General features: G+C 55.6%; 14 protein-coding genes. 11 read left to right on the forward strand and 3 right to left on the reverse strand.

What is annotated here, in order from left to right:
- Window positions 1–39 precede the first annotated feature (39 nt).
- The 9 genes from pcaQ to ACR0AD_RS18075 all read left to right on the forward strand — a co-directional run bounded on the left by pcaQ (window position 40) and on the right by ACR0AD_RS18075 (window position 9,452).
- The gene (pcaQ, locus tag ACR0AD_RS18035) at window positions 40–981 is read left to right on the forward strand and encodes a pca operon transcription factor PcaQ (RefSeq protein ID WP_480488809.1); all 942 of its coding nucleotides are present in this window, start codon (window positions 40–42) and stop codon (window positions 979–981) included.
- 44 nt (window positions 982–1,025) lie between these two features.
- On the forward strand, window positions 1,026–1,682 hold the full coding sequence (locus ACR0AD_RS18040) for a class II aldolase/adducin family protein (RefSeq protein ID WP_480488811.1): 657 nt from the start codon (window positions 1,026–1,028) through the stop codon (window positions 1,680–1,682).
- Window positions 1,683–1,929: 247 nt separating this feature from the next.
- On the forward strand, window positions 1,930–2,955 hold the full coding sequence (locus ACR0AD_RS18045) for a LacI family DNA-binding transcriptional regulator (RefSeq protein ID WP_480488813.1): 1,026 nt from the start codon (window positions 1,930–1,932) through the stop codon (window positions 2,953–2,955).
- A gap of 93 nt (window positions 2,956–3,048) precedes the next feature.
- Window positions 3,049–4,350, forward strand: coding sequence for an ABC transporter substrate-binding protein (locus tag ACR0AD_RS18050; protein ID WP_480484636.1), 1,302 nt, complete (start codon window positions 3,049–3,051; stop codon window positions 4,348–4,350).
- 106 nt (window positions 4,351–4,456) lie between these two features.
- Window positions 4,457–5,323 carry a carbohydrate ABC transporter permease gene (locus ACR0AD_RS18055; protein WP_480488815.1) on the forward strand — a complete coding sequence of 289 codons (867 nt, stop codon included), beginning with the start codon at window positions 4,457–4,459 and terminating at the stop codon, window positions 5,321–5,323.
- A gap of 12 nt (window positions 5,324–5,335) precedes the next feature.
- Window positions 5,336–6,166, forward strand: coding sequence for a carbohydrate ABC transporter permease (locus tag ACR0AD_RS18060; protein ID WP_480488817.1), 831 nt, complete (start codon window positions 5,336–5,338; stop codon window positions 6,164–6,166).
- A 12-nt stretch (window positions 6,167–6,178) separates the two neighbouring features.
- A complete protein-coding gene (locus tag ACR0AD_RS18065) occupies window positions 6,179–7,183 on the forward strand; it encodes an ABC transporter ATP-binding protein (RefSeq protein ID WP_480488819.1) in 1,005 nt (334 codons plus the stop codon).
- Window positions 7,180–7,953, forward strand: a complete 774-nt coding sequence (locus ACR0AD_RS18070; RefSeq protein WP_480484639.1) for an L-iditol 2-dehydrogenase — start codon at window positions 7,180–7,182, stop codon at window positions 7,951–7,953. The genes ACR0AD_RS18065 and ACR0AD_RS18070 overlap by 4 nt, the downstream gene beginning before the upstream one ends.
- Window positions 7,953–9,452, forward strand: coding sequence for a mannitol dehydrogenase family protein (locus tag ACR0AD_RS18075; RefSeq protein WP_480488821.1), 1,500 nt, complete (start codon window positions 7,953–7,955; stop codon window positions 9,450–9,452). The genes ACR0AD_RS18070 and ACR0AD_RS18075 overlap by 1 nt, the downstream gene beginning before the upstream one ends.
- A gap of 90 nt (window positions 9,453–9,542) precedes the next feature.
- On the opposite strand, the gene ACR0AD_RS18080 is transcribed toward ACR0AD_RS18075, so the two are convergent.
- From ACR0AD_RS18080 to ACR0AD_RS18090, 3 genes are read right to left on the reverse strand one after another with little or no spacing between them, the layout of a single operon-like run.
- Complete coding sequence (locus ACR0AD_RS18080; protein WP_480484641.1) at window positions 9,543–10,424, reverse strand: DMT family transporter; 882 nt, start codon at window positions 10,422–10,424, stop codon at window positions 9,543–9,545.
- Entirely contained in the window at window positions 10,425–11,582 is a 1,158-nt protein-coding gene (gene argE, locus ACR0AD_RS18085) for an acetylornithine deacetylase (protein ID WP_480488823.1), read from the reverse strand.
- A 3-nt stretch (window positions 11,583–11,585) separates the two neighbouring features.
- Complete coding sequence (locus ACR0AD_RS18090; protein WP_480488824.1) at window positions 11,586–12,770, reverse strand: M24 family metallopeptidase; 1,185 nt, start codon at window positions 12,768–12,770, stop codon at window positions 11,586–11,588.
- Window positions 12,771–13,262: 492 nt separating this feature from the next.
- Between ACR0AD_RS18090 and ACR0AD_RS18095 the strand changes: the two genes are divergently transcribed.
- The gene (locus ACR0AD_RS18095) at window positions 13,263–13,637 is read left to right on the forward strand and encodes a hypothetical protein (RefSeq protein ID WP_480488825.1); all 375 of its coding nucleotides are present in this window, start codon (window positions 13,263–13,265) and stop codon (window positions 13,635–13,637) included.
- Between the two features lie 303 nt (window positions 13,638–13,940).
- Window positions 13,941–15,524 carry an ABC transporter substrate-binding protein gene (locus tag ACR0AD_RS18100; RefSeq protein ID WP_480488827.1) on the forward strand — a complete coding sequence of 528 codons (1,584 nt, stop codon included), beginning with the start codon at window positions 13,941–13,943 and terminating at the stop codon, window positions 15,522–15,524.
- Window positions 15,525–15,551 lie beyond the last annotated feature (27 nt).

The following is a 15,551-nucleotide window of genomic DNA, read 5'->3' on the forward strand; positions in this document are numbered from 1 at the left end:
TGAGTTCTGCTTGGACTTAGTTGCCGGAATTGGAAAGTAATGATAGATCGCCGCATCAAAGTTAGGCATATTCAATGTTTTATTGAGATATGTCGCGAGAAAAGCCTTAAAGTTGCGGCAGAGAAGCTGTTTCTCACGCAACCGGCGATATCCAAGACGCTCAAGGAGCTTGAGGATATTCTGGGCACTGTGCTGTTGTCCCGTAACCGGTCCGGTGTTTCTCTGACACGGCAGGGCGAAGTGTTTCTGCATTTCGCCGAAATGTCGCTGGCCGCTTTGCAGCAAGGCTTTTCGGGTGTGGAGCAGATCGAGGCGCGGGGCAGAGCCAGTCTCCGGGTCGGGGTGCTGCCTTCGGTTGCGGCCCGTTTGATGCCAGCCGTTGCCACTGAGTTTTCCGAACTTGCGGGCAATGCCCGACTGAGCGTTTTCGACGGTCCACATGGCCATTTGATGGAGCGTCTTCGTCTGGGCGACCTGGAACTTGTTATCGGGCGGTTGGGTCGCCCTGAAACCATGCAGGGCATTTCCTTTACCCAGCTTTACGAGGAGAAAGTCGTCTTTGTCGTGCGCGCGGATCACCCGCTGCTGAAAGCCCCCGATCTCAGGCGGATTACCGAGTGGCAAGTGCTTTACCCGCCTGAAGGATCGGCAATTCGGCCCTTGGTGGATCGCCTCATGATCGCGCATGGGATTGGTGAAATCGAAGATCGTCTGGAAACTGTCTCGGGTGCTTTCGGGCGGGTGTATACCCGGCAGACCGACGCGATCTGGATCATCTCGGCGGGGGTGGTCGCCAATGAAATCAGCGATGGCCACCTTGTGGCGCTGCCGTTTGATACGTCGATCACACGCGGGCCCGTTGGGCTGATGCGTCGGCCTGACCAGGTCCTGTCACCTCAGGCGCAGGTTTTCGGGTTGGCTTTGGACAATGCAATTGCGAGGTTGGGCTTGTCGCCTGATGGTGCGACCTCTGATAACTAAGGCTGGTCCATTCTGCCGGGGTGGCGCGAGGACAGGAGCACAAGATGGATGACAAGGAACGCAGAATCCGTGAGGCAATTATCGAGAAATGCCTTTTTCTGAATTCCAGCGGTCTTAGCCAGGGCACATCCGGCAATATCTCGGCCCGATACGAGAACCGGATGCTGATCACACCTTCGGCGACGCCATATGACAAGCTGACCCCCGAGATGATCGTCTCAATGCCATTTGATGGAGAGTATGGGACCTGGGATGGCCCGCTCAAACCTTCGACCGAATGGCGGTTTCACTTCGACATTCTCAAGACCCGCCCCGATATGGGCGCGGTGGTCCATGCACATCCGACCTATTGCACGGCGCTGGCGATTGCACACAAAGAAATCCCGGCAGCGCATTACATGGTCGCGGCCTTCGGCGGTCCCAATGTTCGCTGCGCACCCTATGCGCGCTTTGGAACGCCCGAGCTGTCGGAGCTGGTGATCGAAGCGCTGCAAGGTCGAACCGCCTGTCTGCTTGGAAATCATGGGTCCATTGCCATGGGAGAGGACCTGGACAAGGCCATATGGCGCGCAGTCGAGCTGGAAACCATTGCCCGTCAATATTACCTTTCCCTGACCCTCGGTCCGGTGATCCTGACCGATGAACAGATTTTCGAAACGCTATCCGGTTTCGCTTCTTATGGTGTTCAGGGCGACTACTAGGACGTCGCAGCAGGTACTGCTAAGAAGCAAAATGAGCCTGAACAGACCTGACTGCCAAGATGGCTGCGCTGAGGGGCGGTATATTGGGCTCAATTCCAAAACGTCGCGACGTGATCAGGAGGTTTTCGCCTGTCGGCGTTGGTGTCACGCATCTGGCCATTCGCGCGGATACGGCTGCCTATTGATTTATTGCCGCGCGTAAAGAAGATGTAAGGTCAAAGCAAAAGAGTTCCGCAAGCGGGTAGGTATGGTAAAAATAAGAAATATGGAGGAGTTCGCGGCCCTGAGCGGGATTTCTCGGCCAACGGTTTCCAAATATTTCCACGACCCGGAAAGCGTTCGTTCCTCTACGCGGGCGCGTATCGAAGAAGCATTGGAAAAGTTCGATTACCGTCCAAATATCTATGCGGTGAACCAGAACCGAAAGCTGACCAAGAATATCGGTATCGTTGTTCCCTATCTTGCCGATCCATTTTTCGCCGAGATGGCCAGATACCTTGAGCAGAGTTGTATTGTCGCCGGGTATCGTCCATCTCTTTTCAGCTCGCACGGTGAGCAGGAACTCGAGAACGATATACTCGACAGCCTGCGGTCGCTCAAGCCGGCCGGAGTACTGTTTGCTCCTTTGGGGCGCGGGTCGGACCGAGCTCACATCGAGAAATTTTGTGCCGAGGTGCCAACAGTTCTGTTTGACAGCAACCTCGAAGGTTTGGGTGCAGCCTTTATAGGGTCGGACAATTTCAGTTTTGTTTCCCAAACCGTGGAATACATGACCCGGACGGGTGAACCTCCGTCTTTCTTTGAAATGCGCACGCCAGCAAACCCAAACGCCAACAAGCGACGCAAGGCATATATTGAGGTTATGGAACGTCTGGGGTTCGAACCCCATGTCATAAAAATCGATGGTGAAGGCTGGGCGTTTGAAGAGATCGGGCATCAGGGTGCTTTGAGAGTGTTGGAGAAAGGTGCTCTCAGGACGAACTCGGTTTTGTGCAGCAATGACCGTCTTGCGATCGGATTTCTGGCAGCCTGTTATGAGCAGGGGATTCGGGTTGGGCGAAAGGAAGATTGCTCACTCCGTGTCGCATCAAATGACGACCACCCCTTTGCAAAATTTACCTGCCCATCGCTGACAACAGCTGCGCATGATTATGACAACGTGGCTGGGCGCAGTGTGGATACCTTGTTTGAACTCATTGAAAGCGGCGGAAAATTTGACGACCGGACGGAGACTCTGTTTCCTGCGCGGCTTGTCTTGAGAGAATCCGCGTGAATTAAAACTTAACGCGCGTAAAGTTATTATTGACGCCGCGACAATTTATAAACTAGGGTCTCTGTACAGCATCCAAGCTCAGGGAGGACAGGGATGTATTTGAAGAACGCACTTCGTGCGGCGACTGCGTTGACTTTCGTCGCTACGGCAGCAGCCCAAGCGGAAACCATCACGATCGCGACCGTCAACAATGGCGACATGATCCGGATGCAGGGCTACACAGACGATTTCTCTAAAGCGACCGGCATCGATGTCGAGTGGGTGACGCTTGAAGAAAACGTACTGCGTCAGCGCGTGACCACCGACATCACGACCAAGGGCGGTCAGTTCGATATCATGACCATCGGCATGTACGAAACTCCGATCTGGGGCGCGAACGGCTGGCTGGTACCGCTGGACGGTTTGTCCGATGAATATGATGTTGGTGATCTGCTGCCTGCGATGGCAGGCGGGTTGAGCCATGATGGCACGCTTTACGCTGCGCCGTTTTATGGCGAAAGCTCGATGATCATGTACCGCACCGACCTGATGGAAAAGGCCGGTCTGGAAATGCCCGAAGCACCTACATGGCAATTCATCCGTGAAGCTGCGGCTGCCATGACCGATCGTGACAACGACATCAACGGCATCTGCCTGCGTGGTAAGGCAGGTTGGGGTGAAGGTGGTGCGTTCATTACGGCCATGTCCAACTCGTTTGGTGCACGTTGGTTTGACGAAGACTGGAAGCCGCAATTCGACCAGCCCGAATGGGCTGAAACGCTGAATTTCTACGTTGGAATGATGTCGGAATCCGGACCGGCCGGATATGCCACCAACGGCTTCAATGAAAACCTGTCGCTGTTCCAGCAGGGCAAGTGCGGCATGTGGATCGATGCGACAGTTGCAGCCTCTTTCGTGACCAACCCCAACGACTCGACAGTGGCGGATCACGTTGGCTTTGCTCTTGCGCCAGACACCGGTTTGGGCAAGCGGTCCAACTGGCTCTGGGCCTGGGCGCTGGCCATTCCAGCGGGCACACAAAAACAGGATGCAGCCAAACAATTCATCGAGTGGGCCACGTCCAAGGACTATATTGAACTGGTTGCCGCAGCCGAAGGTTGGGCGAACGTGCCGCCGGGTGCGCGCAAATCGCTGTACGAAAACCCTAACTATCAGGAAGTTCCATTCGCTCAGATGACGTTGAACTCGATCCTGTCTGCCGATCCAAGCAACCCGACAGTGAAGCCGGTGCCTTATGTTGGCGTTCAGTTTGCGGCAATTCCGGAATTTGCAGGTATCGCCACGCAAGTCAGCCAGGAGTTCTCGGCCGTCTATGCCGGACAGCAAACGGTGGATGAGGCGCTTGCCAAAGCGCAGGCCTTCACAGCAGAAGAGATGGAAGCCGCAGGGTACTGAGGCAACCTTCCCAGCGGGGGGCAGACCTTCTGCCCCCTGCTCCCACTTCCACAATTCGTGTTTTTCTCGCAGGCTGCCTTACGCCTGAACAGAGAGGTCTTGCACAATGGCAACTCAACATTCCAGATCAGTTGCACGCCTGATGATGGCACCCGCAGTGGTGCTGCTGCTTGGCTGGATGCTCGTGCCGCTGACGATGACCCTGTATTTTTCCTTCAAGAAATACCTTCCCTTGCGGGGCGGTGATCTCGGATGGGTGGGTTTCGACAACTATATCCGGTTTGTTTCGTCCAGTTCGTTTTGGCCTGCGGTACAGGCAACGCTTGTCATTGTTATCGGCGTGTTGGCGATTACGGTCCTACTGGGCATCCTGCTGGCGATGCTTTTAGATCAACCGATGTGGGGCCAGGGGGTGGTGCGCATCCTCGTTATTGCACCATTCTTTGTTATGCCGACTGTGTCAGCTCTGGTCTGGAAAAACATGTTCATGGACCCGGTCAACGGGTTGCTGGCCCATCTGTGGCGCTTTTTCGGGGCTGAACCGGTCTCGTGGTTGTCCGAAGCTTCAATGACTTCGATTATCATGATCGTGTCGTGGCAATGGTTGCCATTTGCGACACTGATCCTTTTGACTGCAATTCAGTCGCTGGATAGTGAGCAACTGGAAGCTGCTGAAATGGATGGCGCACCGCCGCTCAAGCGGTTCTACCACATCATTCTGCCGCACCTGAGCCGTGCAATCACAATCGTAATCCTGATCCAGACAATCTTTCTGCTTTCGATCTTTGCCGAGATTTTCGTCACCACCGGTGGCGCGTTCGGCACCCGTACACTCACCTACCTGATCTTCCAGCGCGTTTTGGAAAGCCAGAATGTCGGTCTCGGATCAGCCGGAGGTGTCTATGCGATCATTCTCGCCAATATCGTTGCGGTCTTCCTGATGCGCATCGTCGGCAAGAACCTGGACGCGTGAAGAGGTAAAACCATGGCCCGCACCGTTACAATCCAACGCAAGTCGCTGAACACTGCCCTGGCCTGGGCCGTCGGTCTGCTGATCTTTTTCCCGATCCTCTGGACCATCCTGACCAGCTTCAAAACCGAAGCACAGGCTATCGCAAGCCCGCCACTGTTCCTGAACTTCAACTGGACGCTCGAGAACTATGCTGTCGTGCAGGAACGCTCGAACTACATGCGTTTCCTTTGGAACTCGGTCATCATCGCAGGTGGGTCAACCCTGTTGGGTGTGATCATTGCCGTACCGGCAGCATGGGCAATGGCGTTTGTTCCTTCAAAACGTACAAAGGACATTCTGCTTTGGATGCTCTCTACCAAGATGTTGCCGGCAGTCGGGGTCCTTTACCCGATCTACCTGCTGTTCATCCGTCTGGGGCTGCTTGATACACGAGGTGGACTGGTTGTCGTGTTGATGCTGATCAACTTACCGATCATCGTCTGGATGCTCTACACCTACTTTCGCGAAATTCCCGGTGAAATCCTTGAAGCCGCGCGGATGGACGGGGCAACGCTGAAAGAGGAAATCCTGCACATCCTGACACCCATGGCTGTACCGGGCATCGCTTCGACTGTCCTGCTGAACTTCATTCTAGCCTGGAACGAGGCATTCTGGACCCTCAACCTGACAGCCGTTGACGCGGCCCCGCTGACCGCATTTATCGCCAGCTATTCCAGCCCCGAGGGCCTGTTCTTTGCCAAGCTCAGCGCGGCTTCGACAATGGCGATTGCACCGATCCTGATCCTTGGCTGGTTTAGCCAGAAACAACTTGTCCGCGGCCTGACTTTTGGCGCTGTGAAATAAGGAAAACTTATCATGGGACGTATTCAACTCAGGTCCGTGACCAAAAGCTTTGGCGACGTACAGGTTATCCCGCCACTGGATCTGACCATCGAAGACGGAGAGTTCACGGTGTTCGTCGGACCATCGGGTTGCGGTAAGTCCACTTTGCTGCGCCTGATTGCGGGGTTGGAGGACATCACCTCGGGTTCAATCGACATTGACGGGGCCGACGCAACAAACGTACCACCCGCAAAACGCGGCTTGGCAATGGTGTTCCAGTCTTATGCCTTGTATCCGCATATGTCTGTTCGCAAGAACATCGCCTTTCCGTTGCGCATGGCAAAACTGGATCAGGCCGAAATCGACAAACGTGTGAAAGGGGCCGCGCAGGTTCTGAACCTGACCGACTATCTGGATCGCCGCCCCGGCCAGCTGTCCGGTGGCCAGCGTCAGCGCGTTGCTATCGGGCGTGCCATTGTCCGTGAACCCGCAGCGTTCTTGTTCGATGAGCCGCTGTCCAACCTGGACGCTGCGCTGCGCGTTGGCATGCGGTTGGAGATCAGCGAGTTGCACGAACGGCTGGCGACCACCATGATCTATGTGACCCATGATCAGGTTGAAGCAATGACGATGGCCGACAAGATCGTCGTGCTTCAGGCTGGTGTGATCGAGCAGGTCGGAAGCCCGCTGGACCTGTATCGTACGCCACGAAACCTTTTTGTCGCCGGGTTCATCGGTTCGCCCAGGATGAACTTTATCGAAGGCGAAGAAGCTGCAAAACACGGCGCACATACAATCGGCATCCGCCCCGAACATATTGCTGTGTCCGAGAGCGACGGAACCTGGAGCGGTGTTGTAGGCGTGTCCGAGCATCTTGGATCAGATACGTTTTTCCACATACATGAAACCGGTCTGGCGGAAACAATCACGGTGCGAGCAGACGGAGAGGTTGGATTTAGGCATGGCGACCGCATCTACCTGTCACCACGTGCCGACGTGCTTCATCGTTTTGACGCGCAAGGGCTGCGGATCGAATGAAGCGACTGGACGGAAAAACCGCGCTTATCACTGGTGCTGCGCGTGGAATCGGGCTGGCCTTCGCAAAAGCTTACGTCGCCGAAGGTGCGCGTGTGGCCATTGCCGACATAGATTTCGCGCGGGCGCAATCCGCAGCCTCGGAAATCGGTGACGCTGCAATGGCGGTCGAAATGAATGTTGTTGATCAGGACAGCATCGACATTGCTGTTGCGCGCGCAGTGGATCAGTTCGGCCAGATTGACATTCTGATCAACAATGCTGCCGTTTTCTCAGCAGCGCCAATCATCGAAATCGACCGCTCCGATTACCAGCGCGTTTTTGATATCAATGTTTCGGGCACCTTGTTTACAATGCAGACCGTTGCGCGGCACATGATCGACGCCAATGTCAAAGGCCGGATCATAAATCTGGCCTCACAGGCTGGTCGGCGTGGCGAACCTTTGGTCGCCGTTTACTGCGCCAGCAAGGCTGCCGTAATATCTTTGACGCAGTCAGCGGGGCTCAATCTGATCGCTCACGGGATAAATGTGAATGCGATCTCGCCCGGTGTTGTTGATGGAGAGCATTGGGACGGCGTCGACGCCTTCTTTGCGAAGTACGAAAATAAAAAACCGGGGCAGAAGAAGCGTGAAGTTGCATCAGCGGTACCGTTCGGCCGTATGGGACGGGCCGAGGATTTAACCGGGATAGCGGTGTTTTTGGCGTCTGATGAAGCGGAATACATCGTGGCCCAGACTTACAATGTCGATGGCGGAAACTGGATGAGCTGATGACCCCTTTGGCGGACATAACACCGGTAGAGCTGTGCCTCGAACGCCTCGGATCGCTTCCTGCGGATGTCAAAATACCCGGATACCGGCGTGAAGACCTGACCCCTGGAATTGTTCATATTGGGCTTGGGAATTTTCACCGTGCGCATCAGGCATGGTACATACACAGGCTGATGCAAAAAGGGTTGGCCCTCGACTGGGCGATCATCGGGGCGGGCGTTCGGGCCTATGACGCGGACATGCGCGAAAAGCTGATTGGGCAAGACTGTCTGACAACTTTGATCGAGCTTGACCCGTCCGGTGTTTCTGCCGAAGTCATCGGCCCGTTGATCGACTATCTGCCCATTGAACCCCGAAATGCACCTCTGATCAGGAAAATGTCCGATCCCGCCATTCGGATCGTGTCCCTTACCGTTACTGAAGGCGGCTATTTTCTGGATGCCAAGTCGGGTGCTTTCGACGTGGACCACGATGATATTCGACACGACGTGCAAAACCCGCAACAGCCTCGCACGGTCTTTGGTGCCATAGTGGCAGCACTTGGCAATCGCCGTTCTGCCGGACATCTGCCCTTTACGGCATTAAGCTGTGACAACCTTCAGGGCAACGGTACCATCCTGCGCAATTGCGTTGTTGAACTGGCGCGCCTTACGGACCCTGATCTTGCGGATTGGATCGATCAGAACGGGGCGTTTCCGAATTCGATGGTGGATTGCATTGTCCCCGCCACCACTGATCATGTCCGATCCCAGACCCGCGCCCAAGGAATTGAAGACAGCGTTCCGGTGTCACACGAGAATTTCCGCCAATGGGTGATTGAAGATGATTTCTGCGCCGGGCGGCCGATGTTGGAGAAAGTCGGCGTAACGATCACCAAAGACGTGCACGCATTTGAAACCCTGAAACTGCGCATTCTGAACGGCGGGCACCAAATTCTGGCGAATGTGGGCGAGGTTCTGAACATCCCCACAATCGCGGACTGCATGAACGACCGGGAGATTTCGGCATTCTTTCTGAAAGTCCAGACCGAAGAAATTCTCCCTCATGCCAGTGCGGTTCCCGGGATGACGCCTGAACAGTATCTGGATCTGGTCAAACGTAGGTTTTCGAACACGGCTATTCATGACACCACGCGGCGCGTGGCCTTTGATGGGTCTGCACGACACCCCGGATTCTTGCTCCCGTCCCTTCGCGATGCACTGGCCTCGGGTACATCTGTCACCGGGCTGGCGCTCGTTGAAGCTTTCTGGTGCCGGATGTGCGCCGGTCTGCGTGAGGACGGATCAGAGATTGCGCCCAATGATCCCATCTGGAGCGATTTGCAGAGTGCGGCCCTTACCGCCAGGGAACAGCCCGAAAAGTGGCTTGAGGCAGCAAACCTATACGGAAGTACTGGCCGTGAAGCCCAGTTCGCAGAAGCCTTCATACGCTGGTTGCCACGGATTTGGCAGCACGGAAGCCGGACGACGATCAAAAGCTATCTGAATGCGCTTTCCTGACGGATGTGATCTCGGTTCAGGTGGTTTCCATTATAGAACTGGTCGCAGGCTTTGAATTTCCGGTTGTCCGATCGAAAACTGCCATAGGCGTCAATCTTTGGATTTCCGCACGATATATACGCCTGCGAGGCAGAGAGCGAAACCAAAGGCGATGCGCCAGGTGACCGGCTCGCCCAGGATCATCCAGGCCAGTGCTATTGCCAAAGGTGTGACAAGGTAAAGCAATGTGGACACGCGGGTCGCGTCGCCGCGCTGAACAAGTGCGACATAGAGGCTGATCGAGATCAGGGAATTGGCGATGACCAGATACGCAAGGGAAAGGATCAGGTTTGGATGCCAGGTGACTTCCATTGTTTCGGTCGCCATTGCGATGGGAAGCAGCACGGCAAATCCGATCACATATTGAACAGCACCACCCAACACTGGGTCGCTGCGCCGCCCGTGACGTTTTTCCAGCAAAGTGGCGGCGGTCAGGCCGACCAATGCACTAACCGCAAGCAGCCCGGCGGAAAGAGGCACTGCGCTGGTCTTGTCAAAGACGCTGATTGCAACCCCCGCAAAACCCAGCGCCAGGCCGACCCACATCACGGGCCGTCCACGCGCTTCTCCGACCAACGGAGAGAAGGCGGCGACAAGTGCGGGTTGCAAGGCCATCACGATGGCAGTGGTGCCGGCACCCAACCCCTGTTTCATCGCCTGGTAGGCCAGACCGAAGTAAACACACTGAATAAGAAACCCACTTGCCGCCATCGCGGCCCAGTGCGCCGGATCACGCGGCAGGGCAGGGCGGAACACCGCCAGCAGCGGCAGAAGACACAGAACAGCCAGACCATAACGGATCGCAAGCATGGTCATCGGTTCCACATAGGGCAGCCCCAGCTTGGCAAAGCTGTAGCCACCCGCCCAGAACAGCACGAACAGAACCGGTGCACCCAACCAGAATATCGATACCGCGCGGGCCGAGGTCATCATCTATTCCAGCTTCGAAGATAATCGCCCAAGCATATCAAGGCATTGGGCCATCTGGTCGACCGAGACGTATTCATCAGGTTTATGCGCCTGATCGATTGATCCGGGGCCGCAGACAACGACGCTCATCCCCAACTGCTGGAATATCCCGGCCTCGGTGCCGAAAGGTACAACGTCGGCGCCATTTGCCCCTGTCAGTTCCATCACAAGGTCACGCGCCTCGTTCTCGTCCATTGGCTCCAGCCCGTCGACCTCACCGATTACTTCGGTTTTGATACCGGCACCGGGATGAACAGTCTGCATTGCCGGGATCAGGGTTTGCGCGCAAAACCGGTGCAGTTCGTCTTTGACGTAATCCGCATCCGCCTTTTGCACTGGTCGCATCTCCCAATCGACCCGCGCCTTACCGGGGATCACATTATGGGCCACCCCGCCCACCAACGTACCGGTATTGATTGTTGTCCATGGCGGGTCGAACGGGCTGTTTGCCGGTGCTCGCCCTTGCAAATCAGCCTTCAGCGCCAGCAGTTTCGACACGTATTGCACCGCGTATTCGACTGCGTTAACGCCGCGCTCGGGGGCCGAGCCATGGCCTTCGAACCCGGTAAAATGCGCTGTATATTCATAGCAACCCTTATGGCCTTCGATGATGCGCATCGAGGTGGGCTCGCCGATGATGACCACAGCGGGTTTGATCGCTTTCTCCCGCAGGGTCTTGGCCAAAGCCTGCGCGCCAAAACAGCCGATTTCTTCATCATAGGTAAAGGCAAAATGCACCGGGCGCTGAAGGTCCAGCTTTGCGTAATACGGGGCCATGACGACTGCCGCCGCTATAAACCCTTTCATATCGCAGGTTCCGCGCCCAAACCACTTGCCGTCCCGCTCCTCCATCACGAACGGGTCCGAGGACCAGTCCTGATCGGCGACAGGCACTACATCGGAATGGCCTGACAGAACGATACCACCGTCGCGCTTTGGGCCCAATGTGGCAAAAAGATTGGCTTTGGTGCCGGTTTCATCATGCCATATTTCAACCTCTGCACCGCAATCGCTCAACCGGTCCGCGAGGTGTTTGATCATGTCCAGGTTGCTGTCTGACGAAACCGTGGGGAAGCTGATCAGTTCGCCCAGCAGGGTCTTGGCGTCTTCGAGGGTGCTCAAGGCTTAGTCTTTCACAAAGAGCTTTCGCTCGATATTGCACAGGGCTTCGGCGGGGCCGTTTTCAGTGATAAGAATGGTTTCCGTGGTCTCAAGCCCCCAGCTGTCCATCCATAGCGCAGGCATGAAATGGAAAACCATGCCCGGTTGCAGAATGGTCTCGTCTTCGGCGCGGATCGACGCTGTCCGTTCGCCCCAATCTGGCGGATAGCTCAGGCCGATAGGGTATCCCATGCGCCCCTCCCGTTCGAGTCCGTGACGGGCAAGAACCTTAAGAAAAGCGGTTGCAATGTCGCTTGTCCGATTGCCAGCCCGTGCAGCCTCTAAACCCGCCGCTATCCCTTCGATCTGCGCGCGTTCCGCGTCCCGCATTTCTGGCGGCGGAGTGCCAAGAAATACCGTGCGGCAAAGCGGAGCGTGGTACCGCCGATAGCAGCCTGATAGTTCGAAAAATGTTGCCTCACCTTCTTTCATCGGCGCGCCATTCCATGTCAGGTGCGCGGCAGTGGCATCCAGCCCTGAGGGTGTCAAAGGGACAATGGCCGGGTAATCCCCCCAATCATCCTCAACCCCGGTAATCCCGGCATGAAGGATATCTGCGACAAGGTCGTTCTTGCGCACGCCCACCGCGGCGCGATCAATGGCCGTTTGGATTACTTTTTCGGAAATCCGGGCCGCCTTTCTAATAAAGACAATTTCTTCTTCCGACTTGATCAGACGCTGCCAGTTCACAAGTGCCGTCGCATCCACCAGCGTCGCTTCGGGCAATTCCTTGCCCAAAACCTCGTGTGCCTTTGCGGAATAGTAATAGTTCTCCATCTCAACGCCGATGCGGGCGGTGCTCAGCCCGAGTGCGCGAATGTGGCCAGCCAGATCCTGCATGGGATGGCGTATGGTTGATTGAACGTAGTGGTCTGCATAGCCGCGAATGTTGTCCCTGGACATCCAGCATGTGCGCAACCCACCCAATGCATCCATCTGGCGTCCCCACCAAATCGGCTCACCTTCCATGCCGAGCAATACGCCCTGATGCACGTAAAAGGACCAACCATCATAGCCAGTCAGCCAAGCCTGGTTCGAAGGGTCGGTGACAAACAGTAGCTCTAACCCCGCTTTTTCCATAGCGCTTCGGGTCTTGGCGATCCTGCGGTCATATTCCGCTTGGCTGAAGGGGGCGTGTTCAATCGGCATGGCATCCTCGGAGGCTGGATATGACACGTACTTGAGCGCAATCTTACCAATTTGTACACAAATGAACTTGTAAGCGATACCTGAACCGAAACCCCTATTAGAAGTTATTGGGTTATCTAACGAGGAGATCATGGTACGCGTACAGGGTATTCGCCCTCAGCATCGAAGGACGCAGTAGAATAGAGCGCTGGAAGCATGCGAAGTCCCTGTTCGGTGGTTAGTGCGCTTCCGAAACCGCGCCAAAAGTCATGAGCCACCGAGGGTCATGAGAAATTTCTTCAGACCTCATCTGATCGCGGTTTTCGCGGGCCAATCGACTATTTGTGCGGTTTTATGCTGCGCCTGAGCGAGGATCGGCATTTCTCCGCTGGATATGATTGCAAGACGGCAACGGTGGAACCTGATCTCGCGCGCGACATGGTGCAGGGGGTCGGTGTCTTGGGGCACAGTGAAGGCTCGCTGCCAAACCCCAGATGTCCAAGGACTCAATCAATGCTACACACTGCGCCCACCTGTCGAGAGGCGGCCCCTTGTTTCGATGCATGTCGATCCAGCGCGCTCGACACCAACGGCATTCTCAATTCAACGCGTGCCGCGTCCCCTGTGGTGAACGAGGCAGAGTGTCAGAGCCTGCGCAACTCGGCCGGTCAGAGGAAAGCGCGCAATCTTTGGGGAATGGTTGCGTGGGGTTTGTTGGTGATAGTCCAAATCGCTGCGTACGCCGCCATGTTCTATGGCGTGTTGGTTATGCATATCTCGCTGCTTCCCTACGTATTTCTGGTTGCACTGACAGTCTTATTCTGGCTGGGCTACGATTGCATTCGCGATATGCGCAAGGATGCTTCATCAGCTAACGGTCAAAGTTAGATTCCTTTCTTACCTGAATGACTTCGGGTCAATGACAGTCGATATCTGTGGCCAAACCGCCGGGCCCAGTGGAATGTAAGTGTTGCCCTTCGTGATTTCCTTGGGGCAGGGCGCTTTCAGGTTCAAGACACGCCCTGGCAACAGGAATCTTTCACGAAAGTCAGTGACAGAGCCGGTTGACAACAGGTTTTGTATTTTGGATACATTTGTCAGGGATATCGCAACGACCTGTATTGTCACTGAACGCTCTGACGACAAAGAGCCCTGCGATTGTCTTGCCAAGTCCATTTCTGGGAGAAAATCATGAAACTCAATCTTCTGGCCGCAACCACGGCAATAGCCCTGTCGGGTGCCGTGGCACAGGCAAATACCCTGGTGTATTGTTCCGAAGGTTCACCCGAGGGGTTTGACCCTGCACTGTTTACCGCAGGGACTACCTTTGATGCCTCGTCGCATCCCATTTATAACCGGTTGCTTGAATTCGAAACCGGTACAACCAATGTGATCCCCGGTCTGGCTGAAAGTGTCGAGGCCAGTGATGATGGCCTGGAATACACGTTCAAGCTGCGCCAGGGTGTTAAATTCCATTCGAATGACGAATTCACCCCGACCCGAGACTTCAACGCTGATGACGTAATCTTTTCGTTCATGCGCCAAAAGGACGAGAACCACCCCTATAACCAAGTGTCTGGCGGCACGTGGGAATACTTCCAGGGTATGGGGATGCCGGATCTGGTCTCTTCTATCGAGAAGATTGATGACTACACGGTGAAGTTCACCCTGTCCAAGCCAGAGGCACCCTTTGTTGCGAACATGGCGATGGATTTTGCTTCGATCATGTCAGCCGAATATGGCGATGCTATGATGGCTGCCGGAACGCCTGAAAAACTGAATACCGCGCCCATCGGGACCGGGCCTTTCTCGTTCGTGGCCTACCAGAAAGACGCGGTGATCCGCTATGCGGCCAATGGCGACTACTGGAAGGAACCGGCGCAGGTCGAAAACCTGATCTTTGCCATTACGCCGGACGCGTCTGTTCGCTACCAGAAGCTGAAGGCTGGCGAATGCCATGTGATGCCTTACCCGAACCCGGCTGACATTCAGGCGATGAAGGATGATGCAGACATCAACATGATGGAGCAGGAAGGGCTGAACGTCGGGTATCTGGCTTACAACACCACGATGGCGCCGTTCGACAACCCCAAGGTTCGCAAAGCGTTGAACATGGCGATCGACAAACAGGCGATCATCGACGTGGTTTTCCAGGGCTCGGGCCAGGCTGCCAAGAACCCGATCCCGCCAACCATGTGGGGCTATAACGACGCTATTGTGGACGATGCCTATGATCCCGAAGCGGCCAAGGCCATGCTTGATGCCGAAGGTGTCTCGGACTTGTCGATGAAGATCTGGGCGATGCCTGTTCAGCGCCCCTATAACCCCAATGCCCGCCGCATGGCCGAGCTGATCCAGGCGGATTTTGCCAAGGTTGGTGTGGGCGTCGAAATCGTCTCATACGAATGGGGCGAATACCTGTCACGCTCGAAAGAACTGAACCGCGATGGTGCTGTTTTGCTGGGCTGGACCGGGGATAACGGCGATCCGGACAACTTCCTGGCCGTTCTGCTGGGCTGTGACGGGGTCGAAGCATCTAACCGTGCACAATGGTGCCACCAGCCGTTCGAGGATCTGATCCTGAAAGCCAAGCAAAGCACCGATCAGGCCGAGCGGACCAAGCTGTATGAAGAAGCGCAGGTCGTGTTCAAAGAGCAGGCCCCATGGGCAACCATTGCTCACTCGGTTGTATTCATGCCGATGAGCAACAAGGTGCAAGGCTACAAAGTGCACCCGCTGGGCGGCCACATCTTCTATGGTGTGAGCGTCGAGTAAGCCACCACTCACTCACCGGAGCCGCCT

This window comes from Ruegeria sp. BH8, from assembly GCF_056538065.1.

Bases quoted from the DNA above. Each gene is read 5' to 3' on its own strand.
- pcaQ (WP_480488809.1), top strand. From the start codon at position 40: ATGATAGATCGCCGCATCAAAGTTAGGCATATTCAATGTTTTATTGAG.
- ACR0AD_RS18040 (WP_480488811.1), top strand. From the start codon at position 1,026: ATGGATGACAAGGAACGCAGAATCCGTGAGGCAATTATCGAGAAATGC.
- ACR0AD_RS18045 (WP_480488813.1), top strand. From the start codon at position 1,930: ATGGTAAAAATAAGAAATATGGAGGAGTTCGCGGCCCTGAGCGGGATT.
- ACR0AD_RS18050 (WP_480484636.1), top strand. From the start codon at position 3,049: ATGTATTTGAAGAACGCACTTCGTGCGGCGACTGCGTTGACTTTCGTC.
- ACR0AD_RS18055 (WP_480488815.1), top strand. From the start codon at position 4,457: ATGGCAACTCAACATTCCAGATCAGTTGCACGCCTGATGATGGCACCC.
- ACR0AD_RS18060 (WP_480488817.1), top strand. From the start codon at position 5,336: ATGGCCCGCACCGTTACAATCCAACGCAAGTCGCTGAACACTGCCCTG.
- ACR0AD_RS18065 (WP_480488819.1), top strand. From the start codon at position 6,179: ATGGGACGTATTCAACTCAGGTCCGTGACCAAAAGCTTTGGCGACGTA.
- ACR0AD_RS18070 (WP_480484639.1), top strand. From the start codon at position 7,180: ATGAAGCGACTGGACGGAAAAACCGCGCTTATCACTGGTGCTGCGCGT.
- ACR0AD_RS18075 (WP_480488821.1), top strand. From the start codon at position 7,953: ATGACCCCTTTGGCGGACATAACACCGGTAGAGCTGTGCCTCGAACGC.
- ACR0AD_RS18080 (WP_480484641.1), bottom strand. From the start codon at position 10,424: ATGATGACCTCGGCCCGCGCGGTATCGATATTCTGGTTGGGTGCACCG.
- ACR0AD_RS18090 (WP_480488824.1), bottom strand. From the start codon at position 12,770: ATGCCGATTGAACACGCCCCCTTCAGCCAAGCGGAATATGACCGCAGG.
- ACR0AD_RS18095 (WP_480488825.1), top strand. From the start codon at position 13,263: ATGCTACACACTGCGCCCACCTGTCGAGAGGCGGCCCCTTGTTTCGAT.
- ACR0AD_RS18100 (WP_480488827.1), top strand. From the start codon at position 13,941: ATGAAACTCAATCTTCTGGCCGCAACCACGGCAATAGCCCTGTCGGGT.